18 protein-coding genes and 1 pseudogene are annotated in these 20,758 nt (G+C 73.2%); 10 read left to right on the top strand and 9 right to left on the bottom strand.

Going from position 1 to position 20,758, the window contains the following annotated elements:
* The first annotated feature begins 70 nt into the window (after positions 1-70).
* The 3 genes from ABZS77_RS24950 (at position 71) to ABZS77_RS24940 (ending at position 3,400) form a co-directional block, all read left to right on the top strand.
* The gene (locus ABZS77_RS24950; protein WP_354827319.1) at positions 71-1,381 is read left to right on the top strand and encodes an RICIN domain-containing protein; all 1,311 of its coding nucleotides are present in this window, start codon (positions 71-73) and stop codon (positions 1,379-1,381) included.
* A gap of 21 nt (positions 1,382-1,402) precedes the next feature.
* Positions 1,403-1,864 (top strand): hypothetical protein, encoded by a 462-nt coding sequence (locus ABZS77_RS24945; RefSeq protein WP_354827316.1) that lies wholly within the window; start codon positions 1,403-1,405, stop codon positions 1,862-1,864.
* Between the two features lie 336 nt (positions 1,865-2,200).
* The gene (locus ABZS77_RS24940) at positions 2,201-3,400 is read left to right on the top strand and encodes an RtcB family protein (protein ID WP_354827314.1); all 1,200 of its coding nucleotides are present in this window, start codon (positions 2,201-2,203) and stop codon (positions 3,398-3,400) included.
* 42 nt (positions 3,401-3,442) lie between these two features.
* On the opposite strand, the gene ABZS77_RS24935 is transcribed toward ABZS77_RS24940, so the two are convergent.
* From ABZS77_RS24935 to ABZS77_RS24910, 6 genes are all read right to left on the bottom strand, one after another.
* Complete coding sequence (locus tag ABZS77_RS24935) at positions 3,443-4,234, bottom strand: maleylpyruvate isomerase family mycothiol-dependent enzyme (RefSeq protein ID WP_354827311.1); 792 nt, start codon at positions 4,232-4,234, stop codon at positions 3,443-3,445.
* 107 nt (positions 4,235-4,341) lie between these two features.
* Positions 4,342-5,835: an MFS transporter gene (locus ABZS77_RS24930; protein WP_354827308.1), complete on the bottom strand. Its 1,494-nt coding sequence runs from the start codon at positions 5,833-5,835 to the stop codon at positions 4,342-4,344.
* A 33-nt stretch (positions 5,836-5,868) separates the two neighbouring features.
* Positions 5,869-6,498 carry a TetR/AcrR family transcriptional regulator gene (locus ABZS77_RS24925; RefSeq protein ID WP_354827306.1) on the bottom strand — a complete coding sequence of 210 codons (630 nt, stop codon included), beginning with the start codon at positions 6,496-6,498 and terminating at the stop codon, positions 5,869-5,871.
* A gap of 116 nt (positions 6,499-6,614) precedes the next feature.
* Entirely contained in the window at positions 6,615-7,538 is a 924-nt protein-coding gene (locus tag ABZS77_RS24920; protein ID WP_354827304.1) for a Gmad2 immunoglobulin-like domain-containing protein, read from the bottom strand.
* On the bottom strand, positions 7,535-8,983 hold the full coding sequence (locus ABZS77_RS24915; RefSeq protein ID WP_354827301.1) for a HAMP domain-containing sensor histidine kinase: 1,449 nt from the start codon (positions 8,981-8,983) through the stop codon (positions 7,535-7,537). The genes ABZS77_RS24920 and ABZS77_RS24915 overlap by 4 nt, the downstream gene beginning before the upstream one ends.
* 13 nt (positions 8,984-8,996) lie before the next feature.
* Positions 8,997-9,677 (bottom strand): response regulator transcription factor, encoded by a 681-nt coding sequence (locus ABZS77_RS24910; RefSeq protein WP_354827298.1) that lies wholly within the window; start codon positions 9,675-9,677, stop codon positions 8,997-8,999.
* Between the two features lie 222 nt (positions 9,678-9,899).
* On the opposite strand from ABZS77_RS24910, the gene ABZS77_RS24905 reads away from it, so the two are divergent.
* On the top strand, positions 9,900-10,727 hold the full coding sequence (locus tag ABZS77_RS24905) for a peptidoglycan-binding domain-containing protein (protein WP_354827295.1): 828 nt from the start codon (positions 9,900-9,902) through the stop codon (positions 10,725-10,727).
* A 121-nt stretch (positions 10,728-10,848) separates the two neighbouring features.
* Here the strand turns inward: ABZS77_RS24905 and ABZS77_RS24900 are convergent, their stop codons facing one another.
* A complete protein-coding gene (locus ABZS77_RS24900) occupies positions 10,849-11,412 on the bottom strand; it encodes a hypothetical protein (protein ID WP_354827292.1) in 564 nt (187 codons plus the stop codon).
* Between the two features lie 330 nt (positions 11,413-11,742).
* Between ABZS77_RS24900 and ABZS77_RS24895 the strand changes: the two are divergent.
* The 3 genes and pseudogenes from ABZS77_RS24895 to ABZS77_RS24885 all read left to right on the top strand — a co-directional run.
* Positions 11,743-12,216, top strand: a pseudogene (locus ABZS77_RS24895) (snapalysin family zinc-dependent metalloprotease); the annotation flags it as partial.
* 18 nt (positions 12,217-12,234) lie between these two features.
* On the top strand, positions 12,235-12,930 hold the full coding sequence (locus ABZS77_RS24890) for a trypsin-like serine protease (RefSeq protein ID WP_354827347.1): 696 nt from the start codon (positions 12,235-12,237) through the stop codon (positions 12,928-12,930).
* A 120-nt stretch (positions 12,931-13,050) separates the two neighbouring features.
* Entirely contained in the window at positions 13,051-13,692 is a 642-nt protein-coding gene (locus ABZS77_RS24885; RefSeq protein ID WP_354827289.1) for a hypothetical protein, read from the top strand.
* 10 nt (positions 13,693-13,702) lie between these two features.
* On the opposite strand, the gene ABZS77_RS24880 is transcribed toward ABZS77_RS24885, so the two are convergent.
* Entirely contained in the window at positions 13,703-14,548 is an 846-nt protein-coding gene (locus tag ABZS77_RS24880; RefSeq protein ID WP_354827286.1) for a DUF3152 domain-containing protein, read from the bottom strand.
* A gap of 137 nt (positions 14,549-14,685) precedes the next feature.
* On the opposite strand from ABZS77_RS24880, the gene ABZS77_RS24875 reads away from it, so the two are divergent.
* Together ABZS77_RS24875 and ABZS77_RS24870 are read left to right on the top strand one after the other, a co-directional pair.
* A complete protein-coding gene (locus ABZS77_RS24875) occupies positions 14,686-15,189 on the top strand; it encodes a SigE family RNA polymerase sigma factor (protein WP_354827284.1) in 504 nt (167 codons plus the stop codon).
* Positions 15,186-15,929 (top strand): hypothetical protein, encoded by a 744-nt coding sequence (locus tag ABZS77_RS24870; RefSeq protein ID WP_354827281.1) that lies wholly within the window; start codon positions 15,186-15,188, stop codon positions 15,927-15,929. Before ABZS77_RS24875 ends, ABZS77_RS24870 begins: the two co-directional genes overlap by 4 nt.
* 16 nt (positions 15,930-15,945) lie before the next feature.
* Here ABZS77_RS24870 and ABZS77_RS24865 read toward each other — a convergent pair whose 3' ends face one another.
* Positions 15,946-18,762, bottom strand: a complete 2,817-nt coding sequence (locus ABZS77_RS24865; protein ID WP_354827278.1) for an ATP-binding protein — start codon at positions 18,760-18,762, stop codon at positions 15,946-15,948.
* A gap of 204 nt (positions 18,763-18,966) precedes the next feature.
* Between ABZS77_RS24865 and ABZS77_RS24860 the strand changes: the two genes are divergently transcribed.
* Positions 18,967-20,721, top strand: coding sequence for a M28 family peptidase (locus ABZS77_RS24860; protein WP_354827275.1), 1,755 nt, complete (start codon positions 18,967-18,969; stop codon positions 20,719-20,721).
* Positions 20,722-20,758 lie beyond the last annotated feature (37 nt).

Raw genomic sequence — 20,758 nt, 5'->3', positions numbered from 1 at the left:
ATCTGTAAACATTGTGAACAGATGTTCACGTCGACGCGGCGGCGCGCGTCCCGAGCGAAGGGACGATCAGGTGATCGCAGAACTTCCGGCCCGTACCAGACGGATCCTCGCGGTGTTCGTGGCCCTCGTCGTCGCGCTGACCGCCGGCGTCGCGGTCACCGCGACGCGCAGTGCGCAGGCCGCACCGACGTTCAAGGTCCTGGCCTTCTACAACGGCACCTGGGACGCCGCGCACATCGACTTCGACCGGGACGCCCGCGCCTGGTTCCCGCAGGCCGCCGCCCAGTACGGCTTCTCCTGGGAGTCGACCACCAACTGGGGCCTGCTGAACACCGCGAACCTCGCCCAGTACAAGGTCGTCATGTTCCTCGACGACGCGCCGCCCGCCGCGCAGCGGCCCGCGTTCGAGCAGTACATGCGCAACGGCGGGGCGTGGATGGGCTTCCACGTCAGCGCCTGGACCGACAACCCGTCGAGCTGGAGCTGGTACTACAACACCTTCCTCGGCACCGGCTCGTTCCAGACGAACACCTGGGGACCGACCCGGGTCACCATGCGGGCCGACAACCGCACCCACGCCGCCACCCGCAACCTCCCGGCGACGTTCCCGTCGTCGGTGAGCGAGTGGTACTCCTGGAGCAACGACCTGCGGCAGAACCCGAACATCGACATCCTCGCCTCGGTCGACCCGTCCAGCTTCCCGGTCGGCACCGACCCCAACCAGTCCTGGTACGGCGGCTACTACCCGCTGGTCTGGAGCAACCGGCAGTACAAGATGCTGTACGCCAACTTCGGCCACAACGCGATGAACTACAGCACCAACACCGGGCTGTCGTCCACCTTCGACAGTGAGCAGCAGAACCGGCTGCTGATCGACGGGCTGCACTGGCTCGCCGGCACCGGCACCGTCCCCCCGACCACGCCCCCGCCGAGCGACGGCCCGATCTCGCCGACCGCCTGGCACACCGTGGTCAACCGGGGCAGCGGCAAGTGCGTGGACGCGCGGGCGGCCGGCACCGCGAACGGCACCGCCATCCAGCAGTACGCCTGCAATGGCAGTGCCGCCCAGCAGTACCAGTTCGCGTCGACCAGCGAGGGCTACCTGCGGGTCAACAACCGCACCAACAGCGCCCAGGTGCTCGACGTGACCGACCGGTCGACCGCCGACTCGGCGCCCATCCAGCTCTGGTCCTACAGCGGCGGCACCAACCAGCAGTGGCGGGCCGAATCCGAGGGCGGCGGCTACTACCGGCTGGTCAACCGCAACAGCGGCAAGTGCCTGGACGTGCCCGCGGCGTCGACGGCGGACGGCGTCCAGCTCGTCCAGTACGCGTGCAACGGCACCGCCGCGCAGTCCTTCCGGCTGGTGGCCCTGTCGTAGCTCCGCTGTAGCCTGCCGGCCATGGCGATTCCCGCCCGTGTGCCGATCGCGTACGACCCCGACTACCGCACCTGCTACATCGGGCAGTACGACAAGGGTCAGTTCTTCGGCTCCGTCACCGCGACACTCGCCGACGGTGCCGGAGCCGAAGACGACTGGTACCGCCACAAGCGGTGGTACGCCGTGCTGCACCGGTTCGACGCCGACGGCGTGCACACCGACTCGGACATCTGGCAGGCCGGCACCAGTGAGGACGAGCAGGCCTCCATCGACCGGGCGGAGGCGCGCCTGCTCGAATGGCTCGACGCGCTGCCCGGCCGCGCCTTCGGCGACATCGCCATCGGGCTGTTCCAGGTCGAGGTCGACGGGCACGTCTTCGGGCTGGTCGACTGGTCCCACGAGTACGACGGCGAGGACCACGCCGAGTTCCTCCCCGACGACCTGGGCTTCGACCCGCCCTGGGACGGCTGCTACGACACCTGACGAGTGGGTGGGCGGGGATATCCATTGCGGACGGGCTGCGGCCCTCCTACGCTCGTCGGCGCAGGGTCAACCGAGCAGGTCCGAGGGGAGTACGCAGTGTCGCGAGCCGTCCGCACCGCCGCCGCGTGGCTGTTGCTGCCCGCCGGGTATCCGGCCCTGGGCACTGCCACAACCTGTGCCTGCCGCCCCGAGCGGCGTCTCGACCCGGGTTCGCGCGACTGACGCCGACGCTGACGCGTCCGCCGGCCGCCCCTCCCACCGGGATCGGGCGGCCCTTTCGTATCCGCTCACCCCGGACTGACCATTTTCGGTCACCACTCGACAGAAGGAACCGTCATGGGATTCACCCCCCTCGCCGGCACCCGGGCACCCGTCCGGGTCTGGACCGACCCGTACGCCATCGAACCGCAGGCCGCCAGGCAGCTGCGCAACATCGGCGCGCTGCCCTGGGTGCAGGGCGTCGCCGTCATGCCGGACGTGCACTTCGGCAAGGGCGCCACGGTCGGCTCGGTGATCGCCATGCGGCAGGCCGTCTCGCCGGCCGCGGTCGGCGTCGACATCGGCTGCGGCATGTCGGCGGTCCGCACCTCGCTGACCGCCGCCGACCTGCCGGACGACCTGGCCGCGCTGCGCTCGGCGATCGAGGCGACCATTCCGGTCGGCTTCGCCCAGCGTACGGACTCGGTCGACACGCGGCGGATCCGTGGCCTGGAGCAGGGCGGCTGGGACGACTTCTGGGGACGGTTCGCCGGCCTGGACCGGCGGGTGGCGCAGCTGGAGACGCGGGCGCGGCGGCAGATCGGCACCCTCGGTGGGGGCAACCACTTCATCGAGGTCTGCCTGGAGCAGGGCGGCACCGACGAGGGTCGGGTCTGGCTGATGCTGCACTCCGGGTCCCGCAACATCGGCAAGGAGCTGGCCGAGCGGCACATCGGGGTGGCCCGGCGCCTGCCGCACAACGCCGACCTGCCGGACCGGGACCTGGCGGTGTTCCTCACCGGCACGCCCGAGATGGACGCGTACCGGCGGGACCTGTGGTGGGCGCAGGAGTACGCGCGGCGCAACCGGGCGGTCATGCTGGCGCTGCTCTGCGGTGTGGTGCGGGAGCACTTCCCGCAGGTCGGCTACGACGAGCCCATCTCCTGCCACCACAACTACGTCTCCGAGGAGAGCTACGACGGGGTGGACGTGCTGGTCACCCGCAAGGGCGCGATCCGGGCCGGCCGGGGCGACCTGGGCATCATCCCCGGGTCGATGGGCACCGGGTCGTACATCGTGCGGGGCCGGGGCAACGCCGACGCGTACTGCTCGGCCTCACACGGGGCCGGTCGGCGGATGTCCCGGGCGCAGGCCAAGCGGACGTTCAGCACCGACGACCTGGCCGCGCAGACCGCCGGGGTGGAGTGCCGCAAGGACGCCGGGGTGGTCGACGAGATCCCCGGCGCGTACAAGGACATCACCGAGGTGATGGCCCAGCAGGAGGACCTGGTCGAGGTGGTCGCGCACCTCAAGCAGGTGGTCTGCGTGAAGGGCTGAGAGGCCGCGCGGGCCGGGTCGACCGGCCCGCGCGGCACCGCCTCAGAAGCCGACGAAGACGCGGCGCAGGTCGTCGAGGGTCACCGGACCGGTCACCTCCACCCCCTCGGGGGTGTGCTCGCGGCCCAGCCGCCCGGTGGCCAGTCGCAGCCACGCCTCGGCCGGGGCCGCCAGCTCCCCGTCGGGACGCTGCGGCGCGTCGACGACCTCGACCTTCTCGCCCAGCCGCAGCCCGAACGTGCGATCCGGGGCGTGCAGCCGGACCAGCAGGGTGGCCTCGCGGCCGGCCAGCTCCTGCGGCCGGCTGGTCCAGGACAGCATGCCGCCGACCTGGTCGAGCAGCAGCGACACCGCGTCCGGCGTGACCGCCGCGAACGGGTTGAACGCCACCTCGACGTCCCACTGGTGCAGGGCGAACTCGCTGAGCCGGAACCGGCCGGCGGTGGCCAGGTCCACGGGCTCGGGCAGGAAGCCGAGGTCGATCCGCAGCGTCGCGCGGGTCTCGGCGTCCAACGCCTCGTACGCCTCGACGAGCCGCTGGTTGGCGGCGAGGAACCCGGCGGCGTGCTCGGCCGGCGCCATGGCGTCCCAGCGTGCCCAGACGCCCCGGTTGAAGTCACCGTCCGGGGCGGGCGCGCCGGTGCGGGCGGCGTCCAGCGACGCCAGGGTGATCTCCGCGCCGCTTCCCAGGTGGCTGAGCACCTGGGACACCTGCCACTCGCTGGCCCCCGACGGTCGGAGCAGGTCGTCTTCCTTGAGGTCCCGCACGAGCGCGGCCAACTCCTCGTGGCCCGTGCGCAGAGCGGTGATGATCTGGTCGGCAGGTGTGGACATGGGTCTCCTCAAACGGACGTTCGACGATGGTCGGGACGCTACCGGACGGATCCGCCGGCCGGCCCACCCCGGGCGGGGCGGTCCGGCCGGCGGCCGTGTCGGCCGGCTCAGCCCATGTGCACGGTGTTGCCGGTCGGGATGTCCTCCTTGCGGACCTTGACCAGGACCAGCGTGACGAGCCCGGCGAGCACGATCAGGGCGGCGCCCCAGGCGAAGGCCACCCGGTAGCCGTGCACCAGGGCCTCGATCTGGTTGACCGGGTTCGGCACCCGACCGACCAGGTAGGCGGCGACGGCGCTGGTGTACATGGTGTTCAGCAGCGCGGTGCCGAGCGAGCCACCGATCTGCTGCGTGGCGTTCAGCGTCGCGCTGGCCGCGCCGGCGTCGTGCTCGGGCACCCCGACCAGGGCGAGGCTGGACAGCGGCACGAACGTGAAGCCCAGACCCATGCCGAGGACGACCTGGGCGGGCAGCAGCAGGGTGAGGAACGACGTGTCGACGTCGATCCGGGTCAACGCCAGCATGGCCACGGCGGCGAGCACCGCACCGCCGACCATCAGCGGCTTCGCGCCCACCCGGGGCAGCAGCTGACTGGCGCCACCCGCCGCGATCAGCACACCCGCGGTGACCGGCAGCGACGCCAGCCCGGCCTCGAGCGGCTTGTACTGAAGCACCACCTGGAAGTAGAAGGTCAGGAAGAGGAACGCCCCGAACAGGCCCGCGCCGATGAGCGTGGAGGCGAGGTACGCCCCACCCCGGTTGCGGTCCAGGATGATCCGCAGCGGCAGCAGCGGGTGGTTGGAGCGCAGCTCGATCACCACGAAGGCGGCCAGCAGCACCACGCCGGCGGCGATGAAGCCGAGCGTCGCGGTGGCGTCCCAACCGTCCTCGGCGGCTTTGGTGAAGCCGTACACCAGGGAGACCAGGCCAGCGGTGACGACCACCGCACCGGGCACGTCGTAGCGGGTGTCGCCGTGCGCCCTGCTCTCGGGCACCAGCGGGACCGCGAAGGCGATGGCGATGGCGGCCACCGGGATGTTGACCAGCAGACACCAGCGCCAGTCGGCGTACTCGGTGAGCACCCCGCCGAGCAGCAGGCCGACCGCCGAACCGCCGCCGGCGATGGCGCCGTACACCGCGAAGGCCTTGGCCCGCTCGGTGGCCTCGGTGAACAGGACGGTGAGCAGGGCGAGCGCGGCCGGGGCGAGCAGCGCGCCGAAGGCGCCCTGCAACGCGCGGGCGGCGAAGAGCATCCCGCCGGTGGTGGCCAGACCGCCGAGCGCGGAGGCCAGCGCGAATCCGGTCATGCCGACCAGGAAGGTGCGCTTGCGACCCCAGTAGTCGGCGATCCGCCCGCCGAGCAGCAGCAGCCCACCGAAGGCCAGCGTGTAGGCGGTGACCACCCACTGCCGGTTCGCGTCGGTGATGCCCAGGTCGGCCTGGGCCTGTGGCAGGGCGATGTTCACGATGGTGGCGTCCAGGACCACCATCAGCTGCGAGATCGCGATGACCGCCAACGCGATCCAGCGCCGCGGGTGCGGCGCCCCTGTCGACGTCCCGGCGCTGGGCGCGCCGGGGGCGGTCGAGGTGGTTCCGGGCATGGTGAAGCCTCTCGTGTTACGGATGTCGATGGATCAGGCCCGGGACGGGCGATCGGGGTGGTGGCAGAGGACCGGGATCAGCACCTGGTCGACGACCTGGGTGAGGAACGCGTCATCGGCGGGCAGGCCGTGCGCGAGGATCCGGGACATGGTGAGCGCGGGGGCCAGGTCGTGGAACAGCTCCCGTTCACCGGCCTCGGGAGGGATCTCCCCCCGGGCGGCGGCACGCACCAGGACGGCGGTGCTGGCCACCCTTCCGGCGGGCAGCACCTGGCGACGGACCAGTCGCTCCAGGTCGGGGTTGGTCCGCATGGCGAAGGTCAACGCCTGCATCAGGTCGCAGTCGGCCACGCAGATCGCGGCCGTGGCGCGCAGCAGCTCGATCAGGTCGCCGCGCAGCGAACCGGTGTCGGGCGGGTTGTGCACGGCCACCCGGCGGTCGCCCAGGGCGGCGACGACCAGCTCGGCCTTGCCGTCCCAGCGCCGGTAGATGGTCGCCTTGCTGACGTGGGCGCGGGCGGCGACGGCGTCGATCGTCATCCGGTCGAAGCCGACCTCGCGCAGCAGGTCGATGACCACGGTGAACAGGTCGCTGTCGGAGCACCGTGCGCCCCGGGCCGCCGGCACACCGGCACCCGCGCCCACCTGCTGACCGCCGAGCATCCCCGAACCCCCCCACGAAACGATGTCGTACTGACCCTAGTGCTCTGCTCGGCGTTCGTGCAGGCTTCTATGATTTGCGTCGCACCCGGTATCGAAACGATGACGTTCTCCGCCGATCAGGCCCCGGGTGCCAGCACCACCGGCACCGCCACCGTGTTGATCCGGGTGCCGTCGCGCGCGGACACCTCGTACACCTCGATGGTCCCGCGCTGCTCGCGGGCCGTGCGCCAGCCGACCACCACGCGGTACGCGCCCCGGCAGCCACCGCCGCAGCTGGCGGTGCCGAAGCCGGTGGCCACCTCCCGCCCGGCGGCGTCGAGAACCCGGACGCTGACCGTGGCCTCGAACACGTCGGCGGTCCCGGTGACGGTGAGCGGGGCGTCGACCCGGGTGCCGACGCCGGGGGTGGTGACCACGATCGGCGGCAGCACACCGGGGTAGTCGGACCGGCCTCTCGGGCTGCCCGCGCCGAAGCGGACCTGCCGCACGGTGGGGAACTGGGTGAGCGTCCACACCACCTGCGCCTCGCGGAGCCGCCCCGCCGGGTCGTCGGCGGACGCGACGGACGGCAGCACCGCCACGCCGTCGGTGATCCGGGTGACCTCGACACCGGCGGGTAGCAGGGTGGTCAGCCCGGCGGCGGACTCCGCAGGCGTCGGTCCGGCGGCCAGTTCGGTGAGCGCCAGCCGGGACGTCGCCACGGTGGCCGGCCGGGTGCGGCGAGTCGGCACGAGCTGCCCGGAGCGGACGAACCACAGCTCGACCGTCACCGTCGCCGTCACCGTGGCCGTCGCCGTCGCCGGCGGCCGGACGCCGGTGCTGGCCGGCGCCGACGTGCGCACCGGGCCGTCGGTGGACGACGGCGTCGCCCCGAGCGACCCGACGGGCGCCGGGTCCGGGGACCGGGCGGGTGGCGCGCTCGACGGCCCCGCGACGGGCGCCGGTCCGAGATCACCGGAGCGCGGAGGCCCGCACCCTCCCGCGAGCAGCGCGGCGACGAGCACCGGTGCGGTCAACCGGGCCGCGCGGGGCCGGCTCACCCCGTGCCGCCCGGAGCCGTGCCGGCCGGGTTACCGGTGTGGTCGCCGTCGAGCCGGTGCGCGGGGTCGCCGACCTGGGCGGGCAACTCCAACCGGAACCGGGCACCGGCGCCCGGTTCGCTGCGGACGCTCAGCACGCCGCCGAGCAGGGCGGCGTGTTCCCGGGCGATCGCCAGGCCCAGCCCGCTGCCGGGCGCGGAGCGCGACGGGTCGACCTTGTGGAACCTGTCAAACACACGCGGCAGGTGCTCCGCCGGGATCCCCGGACCCTCGTCGGCGACCTCGAAGACGACAAGCGGCCCCGCGTCGGTCACGGTCGCGGTGATCGCGCCGCCGCCGTGCTCGACCGCGTTCGCGACCAGGTTGGCGAGCACCCGTTCCAGCCGCCGCGCGTCGGTGCGCACCGTGACCGGGTCCCCGGAGACCAGCACCCGCTGCGACCAGCCGCGCGCCGCCACGATGCCGCGCAGCAGCGCTGGCGCGTCCACCGGCCCGACGCTCGGCCGCTCCTGCCCGGCGTCCAACCGGGAGATCTCCAACAGGTCCTGCACCAGGCGGCGCAGCCGGACCATGTCCCCGACCAGCAGGCGCGCCGCCGGCCGGGCGTCGTCGGGCAGCCGGTCCAGGTGCTCGCCCAGCAGCGAGGCCGCCGCCACCAGGGCGGTCACCGGGGTACGCAGCTCGTGCGCGACGTCGGCGGTGAACCGCCGCTCCCGGGCCTGCGCCGCCGACAACGCGGCGATCTTCGACTCCAGCGCGTCGGCCATCTCGTTGAACGACGCCGCCCAGTCGCTGAACTCGTCACGCCCGCGTACCGGCAGCCGGGTGGCGAGCAGACCCTCGGTGAGCGCCCGCGCGGCCCGGCTGGCCCGATCCACCGGCTCCAGGGTGCGGCGGGCCAGCGCCTGCCCCACCCCGGCGGCGAGCAGCACCACCAGCACCCAGCCGGCCAGCAGCGCGGTACGCAGCTGGTCGAGGTCGGCGGCGACGTCGTCCTCGACGGTGAGGACGTACAACTCGGCGGTCGAGCCGGGGATGCGACCACCGACCACCAGCAGGCGGGGGCGGTTCGCCGGCGCGGAACGCTGGTAGCCCAGCCGCCCCGCCGCGACAGCCGCCCGCAGGGGGACGCCCAACGTCGGGGCGTACGCGGGGTGCGACGGCCGGGCCGGACCGTCGACGAGCACCACGTGCCGCCCGCTGCCCTCGAAGCTGGTGAGCAGATCGGTGCTGCGCTGCTCGGTCAACGGCAGGAACTGTCCGGCGAGGACGAGCTGGTAGCGGGCGTCGGCGGCGGCCTGGTGCAGCGAGGCGTCCCACCAGGACTGCCGCAGCAGGAGCCCGGTCCCGCCGGCGAGCAGGCCGGCGGAGACCCCGGCGACCAGCACGAACGCGATCGTCAGGCGGCGCCGCAGGCGGCCCGGGAACACCCCGCGTCCGGCCATCGCCGGCCTCCCGTCAACCAGTGGACAGCTTGTAGCCGGCGCCGCGTACGGTCCGCACCAACCTCGGGTGCGCCGGGTCGTCCTCGACCTTGGCGCGTAACCGCTGCACCGCCACGTCGACGAGTCGGGAGTCGCCCAGGAAGCCGTGGTTCCAGACCAGGTCCAGCAGCAGCTCCCGGGTGAAGACCTGACCGGGCCGGCGGGCCAGCTCCAGCAGCAGGCGGAACTCGGTGGCGGTCAGCGCCACCTCGCGGCCGTGCCGCCGGACCACGAAGCTGCCCGGGTCGATCTCCAGGCCGCCGACCTCGATGACCGTCGACGTGACCGGCGCGCTGGCCCGGCGCAGCACCGAACGGACCCGGGCCACCAGCTCGGGTAGGTCGAAGGGCTTGCGCAGGTAGTCGTCCGCGCCGCACTCCAGTCCCACGACCACGTCGAGGGTGTCGGTGCGTGCCGTGAGCATCAGGATCGGCACCGTGCTGGTGCGCCGGATCTCCCGGCAGACCTCCAGGCCGTCGAGGCCGGGCAGCATGACGTCGAGCACGATCACGTCGACCGGGCGGGCCCGCCATGCCACCAGGGCCTGCCGCCCGTCGACGGCCGTGTCGACCCGGAAGCCGGCGCGGCGCAGACCGAGGGCGGTGACCTCCCGGATGGAGGCATCGTCCTCGACCACCAGCACGTGGCCCTCCACCAGCCGAGAGTAGACCCGCCGCCACGGTGCGGAGCCTGGCGGAACGGTCCGTCTCCACGGCCCGGCCGGCCCGTCGGGCGGCACCGACCACTCCGCCGCACAGCGGACGGGAGGCGGTCCCGTGGAACTTTCGTACGCCCCGGCGGGGTGACAACTGGGCCCCGGCATTGAAGACTAGCTTCACTCTGCCATGCAGATCGGTCAATATCTTACGGAGGAAGCGTGCTCACGAGACGAAACCTGCTCGTCGCCGCCGGCGCGGCGGTCGTCGGCGCCGTACCGCTGGCAAGCTCGGCCTCGGCCGCGTTGCCGCAGCTGGACATGGAGGCGCTGATCAAGGCCGCGCAGATCGATCCGCGTCGGCCGGACACCGCCCTCACCGAGGGTGCGAAGGACAGCGTCCTGCTCGTGGAACGCGCCCTGGCGGCGAGAGGGCTGCTGTCGTCGACGTACGTCGACGGGCACTTCGGCACCAGCACCATCGCCGCGTACGCGGCCTACCAGCGGTCGCTCGGCTACACCGGTCTCGACGCGACAGGCCTGCCCGGCCCGTCGTCGCTGCGGTCGCTCGGCGAAGGTCGTTACACAGTGGTCAGGGCGATCTCGCCGGGCAGCGTGGTGACCCTGCGCGGTGTGCAGGTCAACACGCGCACCAGGTCGATGCTGCTCGAGGCCGAACGCCTGCTGGGCCGTCAACTCGGCATCACGCAGGGCTCGTACAGCAGCGGTGTGGGCGCGTCCGCCGGCACGCACGACGGCGGCGGCGCGCTCGACCTCTCGGTCAGCGGGCTCTCGTCGGCCGTCCGGACGGACGTGCTGCGTCGACTGCGGACGGTGGGGTTCGCCGCGTGGCTGCGGACCCCGGCCCAGGGGGACTGGGGATACCACATCCACGCGATCGCGCTGTCCGACACCGACCAGTCGACCGGTGCGCAGAACCAGGCCGGCGACTACTACCTCGGTCGGAACGGCCTGGCCAACCGGGCCGCCGACGACGGGCCGGCGGTGAGCCCGAAGCGGACCTGGGAGGAGTACCAGCGCACGCTCTGACGGTCGGCGGGTCGACCGTCCGGCACGGCGACCGGTCCGGTGGCACCGCACGTCGGCCGACGTGCGGTGCCCGCGCCGATTGCCCCGCACCGCGGTGCTCCGCGCGCGACGTCCGGTCCGATCACCACTGGTGGGCCACGTCGAGGACGACCCGACTGTGCGCGCCCGGACCGGCGAGGACGAACGTGCGGAACGGCAGCCGTGCCCGTACGCCTACCGCGAAGGTGCTGTAGCCCTCGAAGCTGCCGCCGAAGACGACATCACGCAGGGTCGGGTAGCGCAGCAGGTTCGCGGCGTGCTCACCGACCGCGTACGGCACGGTGCCCTGGTGGGCGTCGTCGTACGCCGGTGCGCGCAGCGAGACCCGCAGCAGCGCGCCCCCTGCCGTGTACGGCGACAACGCCAGCCCTTCGCCCTCGGTCCACGTCTCGCCGTAGCCGACCGTGTAACCGTCGACCGGTCCGGCGAACTCGAACACCACCCGGTCGTAGCAGTCGTGCCGGCCGGTGCGGACGTCGACGAGCGGGGCGTCGCTGAGCGTGCCGGCCGACTTCTCCGCGCTGCCCCAGGCGATGCCGCAGTACGCCGACCCGGTCGTGGTGTCCGCCGCGGCGCTGCTGCCCGCGCCGACGACCAACCCGGCGAGGACGACCACCGCCGCCGTCAGTGCGCCTCTGATCCTCATCATGGTTCTCCCTTCCAGAGTCGGGGCCACGTGGCGGCGACACTGCCGGTGGCCCTCTGTCGCCACCGTCGTCCCGTCCCGGCACCGGCACTTCGCCGTGGCGTAACCGCTGGGTAACAGTGGGCGGATTCAGTCGACAGTGGGCGCCCGTCGAGGCGCTGGTCGCCGCCGACGGTCCGGCTGTCACCCGGGACCGGTCGGCGCGGGTCGCCGCGCTCATCGGCGGTATGACGCTTCCGCTATGTCGGACATCGGTCGGCCGAGCTCTAGCATTCACGTACATCGATGACTGGTGGCCGGTGGCCGCCGGCGACCGCAGGGGAGTGCGTGATGTTCCGACGACAACTGAGACGTACGGCGCTGGCCATGCTCGTGGCCGTGCTGGCGGCAGCCGGGGTGCAGCTCGCCACCGGAGCGCCGGCCGCCGCCGTGCGGACCGTCTACTACGACGCCAGCCGCACCGGGGAGTTCCGCACCAACTTCGACCAGGCCGCGCAGATCTGGAACAGCCGGGTCAGCAACGTCCGGCTCCTGGCCGGCACCCCGGCCAGCATCACCATCACCGTCGACGACGGCTGGCCCCGGGCACAACCGACAGGCCTCGGCTCCGGCCGGATCTGGATGGGCCGCACGGCGGTCAACCAGGGGTACGACCGCAACCGGATCGCCGCTCACGAGCTGGGCCACATCCTCGGCCTGCCGGACCGGCGCACCGGCCTCTGCACCGACCTGATGTCCGGCAGCAGCGCCCCGGTCTCCTGCCGCAACGCCACCCCCAACTCGACCGAGGCGTCCCGGGTGAACTCGCTGTTCGCCGGCAGCCTGGCCGCGCCCACCGCCGGCACCACGTACACCTGGACCGGCGAGGCCGGCGACGTCAGCCCGATGGTCGTCGGCGGACGGCCGGCCACCGAGAACTACCCGTTCATGGTGTACGTCTCCGGCTGCACCGGCACGCTGATCAAGGCCAACTGGGCGGTCACCGCCAAGCACTGTTCGACGCCGTCCTCGGTGCGGGTGGGCAGCGTCAACCGCACCAGCGGGGGGACCGTGGTCCGGGTGACCCGCGGGGTCAACCACCCGAGCGTCGACGTCAAGCTGCTGCAACTCGCGAGCTCGGTCACGTACGCCCCGGCCCCGATCCCGAGCACCTCCGGCGCGGTCGGCACCGCCACCCGGATCATCGGCTGGGGCCAGACCTGCGCTCCCCGGGGATGCGGATCCGCCCCGGCGGTCGCCAACGAGCTGGACACGTCAATCGTGGCCGACAGCCGGTGCTCGGGCATCAACGGCCCGTACGAGATCTGCACGAACAACACGAACGGCAACTCGGGTGCCTGCTACGGCGACTCCGGAGGCCCGCAGGTGCGCCAGGTCAACGGGGTCTGGAACCTGATCGGCGCCACCAGCCGGGCCGGTAACAACAACTCCACCTGCGCCACCGGCCCGTCGATCTACGTGGACCTGCCGTCCATCCGGTCCTGGATCTCCACCCAGGTCGGTGGCCTACCGGTCTGAGCACTGTGGAACGGGGTGGTCGGGGGCGCGAACGGCGTCCCCGACCACCACGGGGTGTCACCCACGTGTGACCGCTGTGCGGTACGGTGCCTGGCACATCGACACGTTCCGAGGTGGACCATGCCTGCTGTCGTCGCCCTGGTGCTGACCCTCGCCCTGACGCCCGCCCCGTCCCCGTCGACCACCTCGGGGCCGATCAGCGACCTGCTGGGGGGCGTCGGGCGGATCGTCGACGACCTGCTGGGCGGGGGTGCCGCGCCGGGTGCGACCCCGGCGCCGGCGCCCACCGCCGCCCCCACGCCCAGCACGTCGGCGCCCCCCGGCCGGCCGGCTCCGGCGGCGCCCGCGAGCACCCCACCCGCCCGGTCGACACCCTCGGCGTCGGCGGCACCCGGCCCGCGCGATCGTCCCGCGAACGTCCCGGACCCCCGGGGCAGCGCCGAGTCACCGCGCGACGGCGGCGCGCCCGCTCCGGCCGCCCCGCCGACGCTCACCACCCCCACCCGGGGCGGCTGGCCGCCCGCGTACTACCTGGTGCTCGCCGCTGTCCTCGGTGTCCTGGCACTGCTGCTGCTGTGGCGTCGCCGCCCGGTGGCCGTGGCGACCGACACGCCCGCACCGACCCCCGCGCCGCCCGCTCCCGATCCGGATCCCGGCCTGGTACCGGACAATGTCAGCCGGCTGCCGACCAACCTCAACGCCATCTACGAGCTGGGCCGCCTCGACGAACGACTCGAACAGGAGCGCCGGCGCCGCTCCTGAACGGCCGCGCTCAGTGCGCCGGCCGGGCCCCCTCGGGTGCCGGGATCGAATCGCGGTACGCCCCGAACGGTCCGGCGTAGCGGGCCGTGCCGTCCGGGTACGGCCAGGCGTTGGCGGTGCAGCCGTGCAGGCCCAACGTCTGCTGCTGCATCACCGGTGCGGGTCGCCCGCGTCGCGGGCAACGCTCGTGTCCCAGCCCGAGCCGGTGACCGACCTCGTGGTTGACCATGTACTGCCGGTAGGTGGCCAGGTTCGCGCCGTAGCCCGAGACCGCCTTGACCCAGCGGGCCACGTTGAGCACCACCCGGTCGCCGTTGCGGCACGACGTGTAGCCGTCCGGCACGTCCTGGCAGAGTGTGTCGCGGGTGCCGGGGGTGGCTAGGTAGATGGTGAAGTCGGCAGGGGTGCCCGCTCCCACCCGGCGCAGGCGCCACCTCCCGCCGGCCGTCCACCCGCGCGGGTCGTCGAGCGTCGCCGACACCTCCGCCGCGATCTCGGCCGCCGGCAGCCCGCGGATGTCGCGCTCCACCAGGACCCGGTAGCGCAGCAGGCGCCCGCGGGTGCCGGAGCCGGCGGTCGCCTGGGCGGCCGCCGTCGTCCAGCGGTTGCCGCCGCTGGCGGGGTAGCTGACCACGACGGGCGGGGGCGCGGCGCCAGCCGTCCCGGCGACTGCGGGCCGGTCGGTCGGCACCTGCCCCGCCGCGGGCTGCCCGCCGAGCGTCGGGCCGGCCGTGGCAGGGCTGGCCGGGCCCGGGTCGTTCGCACCGGCCACCGGCAGGTCACACCCGGTGAGCAGTGCCACCACCAGCAACGCCGCAGAGGTGGCGTAGCCGCGGCGGGTAGCCTTCGTCGACATGTCTCTCCCCTCGCGCGTCGCGCGGTGGCGACGCGGGGGAGAAGACGGGTGATCGCGGCGAAAAGTTGATGCGTCTCGGACTCAACCTTTCGCCGGCCCCGCCCGTCGGTACCGGTGTGGCACGGGGAGGGCACGCGGTGGCGCGGGGTGACGCGGAGTTCGTCGAGTTCGCGCAGGGGGCGAGCGCGCGCCTGGTGCACGCCGCGTACCTGATGACCGGGGACCACCACCGGGCCGAGGACGCCGCGCAGACCGCGCTGGTGCGCACGTACGCCTCCTGGTCCCGGATCCGCGACGACGATGCGTACGGCTACGCCCGCCGCATCCTGGTCAACCATCTGGTGGACGGGTGGCGGCGCCCGTTGCGGGAGTATCCGACCGAGGACGTCCCGGAGCGGCGGGGCGACGACGTGGCCGACGAGGTGGTCACGCGCCGCTGGCTGACCGCCATCCTCGGCGCGCTGAGCCCTCGCGAACGGGCCATCGTCGTGCTCCGCTACTACTTCGACCTTCCGGAGGCGCAGGTGGCGAGGGAACTCGCCATCTCCGTGGGCACGGTCAAGAGCACCAGCTCCCGGGCCCTGGAGAAGCTGCGCGCCGCCGGCCCGCTCGCGGTCGACAACAAGGAGGCGCGGCGATGACCGAGCTGGACCGGCTCCGCGACGCCATGCGGGCGATCGAGCACACGGCCGCCCCCCTCGACCTGGCCGCCGTCATGCGCGAGGGGCGACGGTTGCGGACCCGTCGACGGGTCGCCGGAGCCGGAGCGGCGACGCTGGCCGCCGCCCTGGCATCCGTCCTCGTGATGGTGGCGGTCGGCGCGCGGCCGGGGGACCCGCCGCCGGTCGACCGTCCGCCGCCGGTGGCCGTCGCCCCGACGCCGGTCGCCGTCCCGACGACGCCGACATCGGAGAAACCGACGCCGCCGCCGTCGACACCACCGCCGGAGCCGTTGGGCCGGATCGTCGACAGCGGGGTCCGGCACGGCGCCGACCAGCGGGTGTACTACGTCGTCGGTGTGTCGGTGCCCGGCCAGCCGCAGGTGTCCATCGGGTTGGCCGCCGGCCGCCGCGCCCCGGACGGCGCCCTGACCACGGACATCCTGGTCAACGACGTTCAGGGGTCCGACCGTAGCCCGGGGTTCCACCAGATCGGCTACGACGAGCGGTCGTCCGCCGCGCCGGTGCCCGCCTTCGGGTACTTCGTCGGCCCCGCCACGCGGATCGTCGGCACCGTGGACGGCCAGCAGGTCGAGGCCCGCCTCGCCCGGTGGAGCGTCGACCCGCAGGTGGTGATCTTCTGGTTCGAGCCGGCCGAGCTGACCCCGGGGCGGCGGCTGGACGGCATCGTCGCCCGTGACGCCACCGGTCGCCGCCTCTAGAGGAACGCCGGTCGACTCAGGCCGGGTCGGCGAGCCGACGCTCGATGGTCACCGTCGTCCCCTCGGCGGTGGAGACCAGCCGCACGTCGCCGTACGCGTTCATCAGCAGCGCGCCGCGCCCCCGGTCCATCGCCGGCCGGCGGTCCCGCCAGGTGCCGAAGTCGCGGACCGAGATCCGGATCAGGCCGCCGCCGACCTGGAGCCGGACCCGCACCTCCGGGCGGCTGGGTCGCTGCGCGTGCTCGACGGCGTTGTTCATGGCCTCGGAGGCGGCGAGCAGCAGATCCTCCAGCAGGTCCGCGCCGACGTCCAGATCGGCCAGCGCCACCCGTACGTCCCGGCGCAGCGCGGCGGCCGAGGTGGGCTCCGAGGGGTACGTCCAGGCGGCGTCCAGGTCCTCGCCGGCCGGTCCGGTCGGCGCTCCGGTGACCGGCTCGGCGGCGGTGCGGGACGGGTCGGGGTCGTCCGGCCCGGCCGCCGGGGCGTCGACGGTCGGCGCGGGAGGTTCGGTGGCGACTGCGGCCGGGGGCGCGCCGTCGCCTGTCGGCGCGGTGCCGCCGACCGGCGACGGGTCGGTCGGCGTGCCGGACCAGGCCCGGCGGATGGCGACCCGCACCCGCGCGATCAGTTCGGCGGCGGCGAACGGCTTGACCAGGTAGTCGTCGGCGCCCAGGCTCAGGCCGGCCACGCTGGCCTCCTCGCCGGCCCGGGCGGAGAGCACCAGCACCGGCAGTGTCCGGGTCGACGGGTCCGCGCGCAGCTGCCGGACCAGGTCGAACCCGTCGAGCACCGGCATCATCACATCGGTCAGGACCACGTCCGGCGGATCGCTGCGGATCGCGTCCAGGGCCTGCCGGCCGTCGTTGACCGCCCGCACGCGCCAGCCCTGCGCGGTGAGCAGCCGGCTCAGGTACGCCCGCATGTCGCTGTTGTCGTCGGCCAGCAGGATGTCCGCGCCGGCCAGTTCGTCGGCGCCCGGACCGGACGCCGCGGCGGTCCGCGGTACGTCGCCGGCCGGGTCGGCCAGCCAGCCCATGGCCTCGGCGGCGGCGGCGCGGGCCGCGTCACCCCGCCCGTCCGGCGCTGGTCCGGTCGCCGTGGCGTGGCGCGACGCCGACCGGGGCAGCGCCACCGTGAAGGTGGTGCCGACGCCGATCTGGCTGGACACCCGGACCTGCCCGCCCTCCAGGCGGGTCAACTCGTGGACCAGGGCCAGGCCGATCCCGGTGCCCTCGTGGCTGCGGGAGCGGGTGCCCTGCACCCGGTGGAACCGTTCGAAGAGCTTCGGCAGGTCCTGTTCGGCGATGCCGATGCCGGTGTCCGTGACGGTGAGCCGGACCTCCTCCTCATCGGCGTCCAGCGCGACCCGGATCCGCCCGATGAACGTGTACTTCAGCGCGTTGGAGAGCAGGTTGGTGACGATGCGTTCCCAGTTGACCGGATCCACCGTGACGGGGCCGGGCAGCGGCGGGCAGTCGACCTCCAGCACCAGCCCGGCCCGTTCGACGGCCGCCCGGAACACGCCGGCCAGCTCGGTGGTGAGTGCCGCGAGATCGATCACGCGGGCGTCGCTGGACGCCCGCCCGGCCTCCAGGCTGGAGAAGGTCAGCAGGCTGTTGACCAGGGTCAACAGCCGGGTGGCGTTCCGCCAAGCGGTCTCCACCCGCTCCCGCTGCACCGGCGCGAGCGGCGCGGCGGCGTCGGTGAGCGCGTCACCGAGCGGGCCGAGCATGAGGGTCAGCGGGGTACGGAACTCGTGGCTGACGTTGGTGAAGAAGTTGGTCTTGACCCGGTCCAGTTCGGCGAGCGCCTCGGCCCGGCGGCGCTCCTGCTCGTACTCCCGCGCGTTGCGCAGCGCGATGGACACCTGCTGGGCGAGCAGTTGGTAGAAGGACCGGTACGCCTCGTTCAGCCCACGGTTGGGGCTGACCCCGGCGAGCAGGACGCCGAGTGGCTGCTGCTGGTCGGCCGAGGGCAGCGGCAGCGCTAGCGCGGCGCGTACCGGGTCGTCCCACGGGCCGCCGGGCAGCGCCAGTTGCTCGGCGACACCACTCACCTCGGTCGGTCGGCCCTCGGCGGCGTCCGGCAGACCCCACGCGTGTCCGATCCGGCCGGGGTCGTCCAGGTGCACGGCGTCGGGCAGCCGACGCGGCACCGTGGCGTCGTCCGGTTTCCCGCCGACGCAGGCGACCCGCCGCAGGACCGCGCCGTCGCGCAGGTAGATCGCGGCGAACGGCACGTCCAGCGGGTGACCGCCGACCGCGGAGATCAGGCGCGCGCAGGTGTCGTCCACGTCGACGGTGCGCCCGTCGCCGCGTACGGACAGGTCGCGCAGCAGCCGCAGCCGCCGTTCGCCGACCACCTGCTCGGTGACCTCGCTGCACACGGTCAGCACGCCGACGGTGCGGCCGTCGTCGTCGCGCGCCGGGGCGTGCGAGACGCTGAAGTACGCCTCCTCGCGGTAGCCGGCCCTCTCCAGCAGCAGCTGCAGGGCGGGCACCCAGCTGGCGACGCCGGTGGCCATGGCCCGCTCGATCAGCGGGGCGAGGACGTCCCAGCCCTCGGCCAGGGTGACGCGCACGTCACCGCCGAGCGCGGCGGGGTGTTTGTCGCCGATCAACGCCGAGTACGCGTCGTTGTAGAGCTGGGAGAAGCGCTCGCCCCAGAGCAGCAGCATCGGGTAGCGGGAGGAGAGCACCACCCGGACCGCGGCGCGCAGACTCTGCGACCAGTCGCCGACCGGACCGAGGGGCGTACCGGCCCAGTCCAGGGCCGCCATCAGCCGGCCCGTGTCGCCGCCGTCGGTGAACAGATCCGTGCTGGGTCGTGTCACGTGCGACCCGGCCCCATCGCAAGCCCCCCGTTCCGGGCCCGTCGACCCCGCTGGTGTTACCTACCCATCCTGGCATCTCTACTCACCTGTGCCGACGCCGGCACCTACCGTCGAAGCGGTGGTGGTTCCGGACGAACGACCGATGCCCGCAACATCGATATCTGTCAGTGTCGCGGTTATCTCTCCAACCCCCGAGGAGCCCCCATGAGAGGCAGAACGCTGAGCGCGGGAACCGCGCTCGCCGTGTTCGCCATGACGGTGACCGTGGCCGCCCAGCCGGCGACCGCGTCGCCCACCACGACGACGACGCTGGCCCGGCCGATCGCCGCGTCCGCCGCCGCCCTGGCCGCACCGGACATCTCCGTCACGAACGTCCAGGCCCATCTGACCCAGTTCAACTCCATCGCCACCAGCAACGGCGGCAACCGGAGGGCCGGCTCGGCCGGCTACACCGCCTCGCTCAACTACGTCAAGAGCAGGCTCCAGTCGGCCGGCTACACAGTCAGCGAGCAGTACTGCTCCAGCTGCACGTACCCCTCGAACAACCTGATCGCGGAGTGGCCGGGCGGCCCGGCCGACCAGGTGGTCATGTTCGGCGCCCACCTCGACGGCGTCTCGGCCGGCCCGGGCATCAACGACAACGGCACCGGCTCGGCCACCCTGCTGGAGAACGCGCTGGTCCTGGCCGCGCAGAACCCGACCATGACGAAGAAGGTCCGGTTCGCCTGGTGGACCGACGAGGAGCAGGGGCTCAACGGCTCCCGGTTCTACGTCAACTCGCTCAACACCACCCAGCGCGGCTACATCAAGGGCTACTACAACTTCGACATGGTCGGCTCGACCAACGGGGGCTACTTCATCAACCGGGTCACCTCGACCACGGCGGCGCCGCTGAAGGCGTACTGGGACTCGTTGGGTCTTGCGCCGGAGGAGAACGTCGAGGGGCAGGGTCGCTCCGACGACTACTACTTCCAGCAGGCCGGCATCCCCACCTCCGGCTACGCGGCCGGCGCCAGCGCCCGCAAGACCAGCGCCCAGGCGTCCAAGTGGGGCGGCACGGCCAACTCGGCGTACGACCCCTGCTACCACCGCTCGTGTGACACCACGGCCAACGTCAGCGCCACGGTGCTGAACCGGGCGGCCGACGGCGTCGCGTACGCGCTGTGGCAGCTCGCGGTGGGCGGCGGCACCCCGACCAACGACTTCTCCGTGGCGGTCAGCCCCACGACCCGCACCGTGGCCCAGGGCGCCAGCACCACCGCCACGGTCTCCACGGCGACCACTGCCGGCTCCGCGCAGTCGGTGAGCCTCTCCGCCTCCGGCGCGCCCAGCGGGGTGAGCGTGTCGTTCAGCCCGACCTCGGTGACCTCCGGGGGCTCGTCGACGATGACCCTGACGGCGTCGTCGAGCGCGGCGACCGGCACCTTCACCGTGACGGTCACCGGCACCGGCTCGGTCACCCGCAGCGCCACCCTCACCCTCACGGTGACCGGCACCGGCGGATGCGCGGGCGGCCAGGTGATCGGCAACGGCGGCTTCGAGAACGGCACCACGCCGTGGACCGCGTCCTCCGGGGTAATCACCAACTCCAGCAGCAAGCCGGCCCGGACCGGGTCGTACAAGGCGTGGCTCAACGGGTACGGCAGCACCCGTACCGAGACTCTGTCCCAGGCGGTGACCGTGCCGGCCGGATGCGCCAGCTACACGCTGTCGTTCTGGACGCGCATCGACACCGCCGAGACGACTACCTCGACGGCGTACGACAAGCTGACCGTGAAGGTGGGTTCGACGACGCTCGCGACGTACTCGAACCTGAACGCCTCCACCAGCTACGTCCAGCGCACGCTGAACGTGGCCGCGTACGCCGGGCAGACGGTGACGCTGACGTTCACCGGCACCGAGGACGCCTCGCTGCAGACCAGCTTCGTGATCGACGACGTGACGTTGCAGGCGAGCTGACCGCGTACCCGACGAGAGGCGGGCCGTCGCCGGGACA

It is taken from the genome of Micromonospora sp. NPDC005298 (genome assembly GCF_040607375.1).
Lineage (GTDB): Bacteria > Actinomycetota > Actinomycetes > Mycobacteriales > Micromonosporaceae > Micromonospora.
The sequence above is the reverse complement of the archived record's forward strand: the minus strand, read 5'-3'. Positions and strand labels throughout refer to the sequence as shown.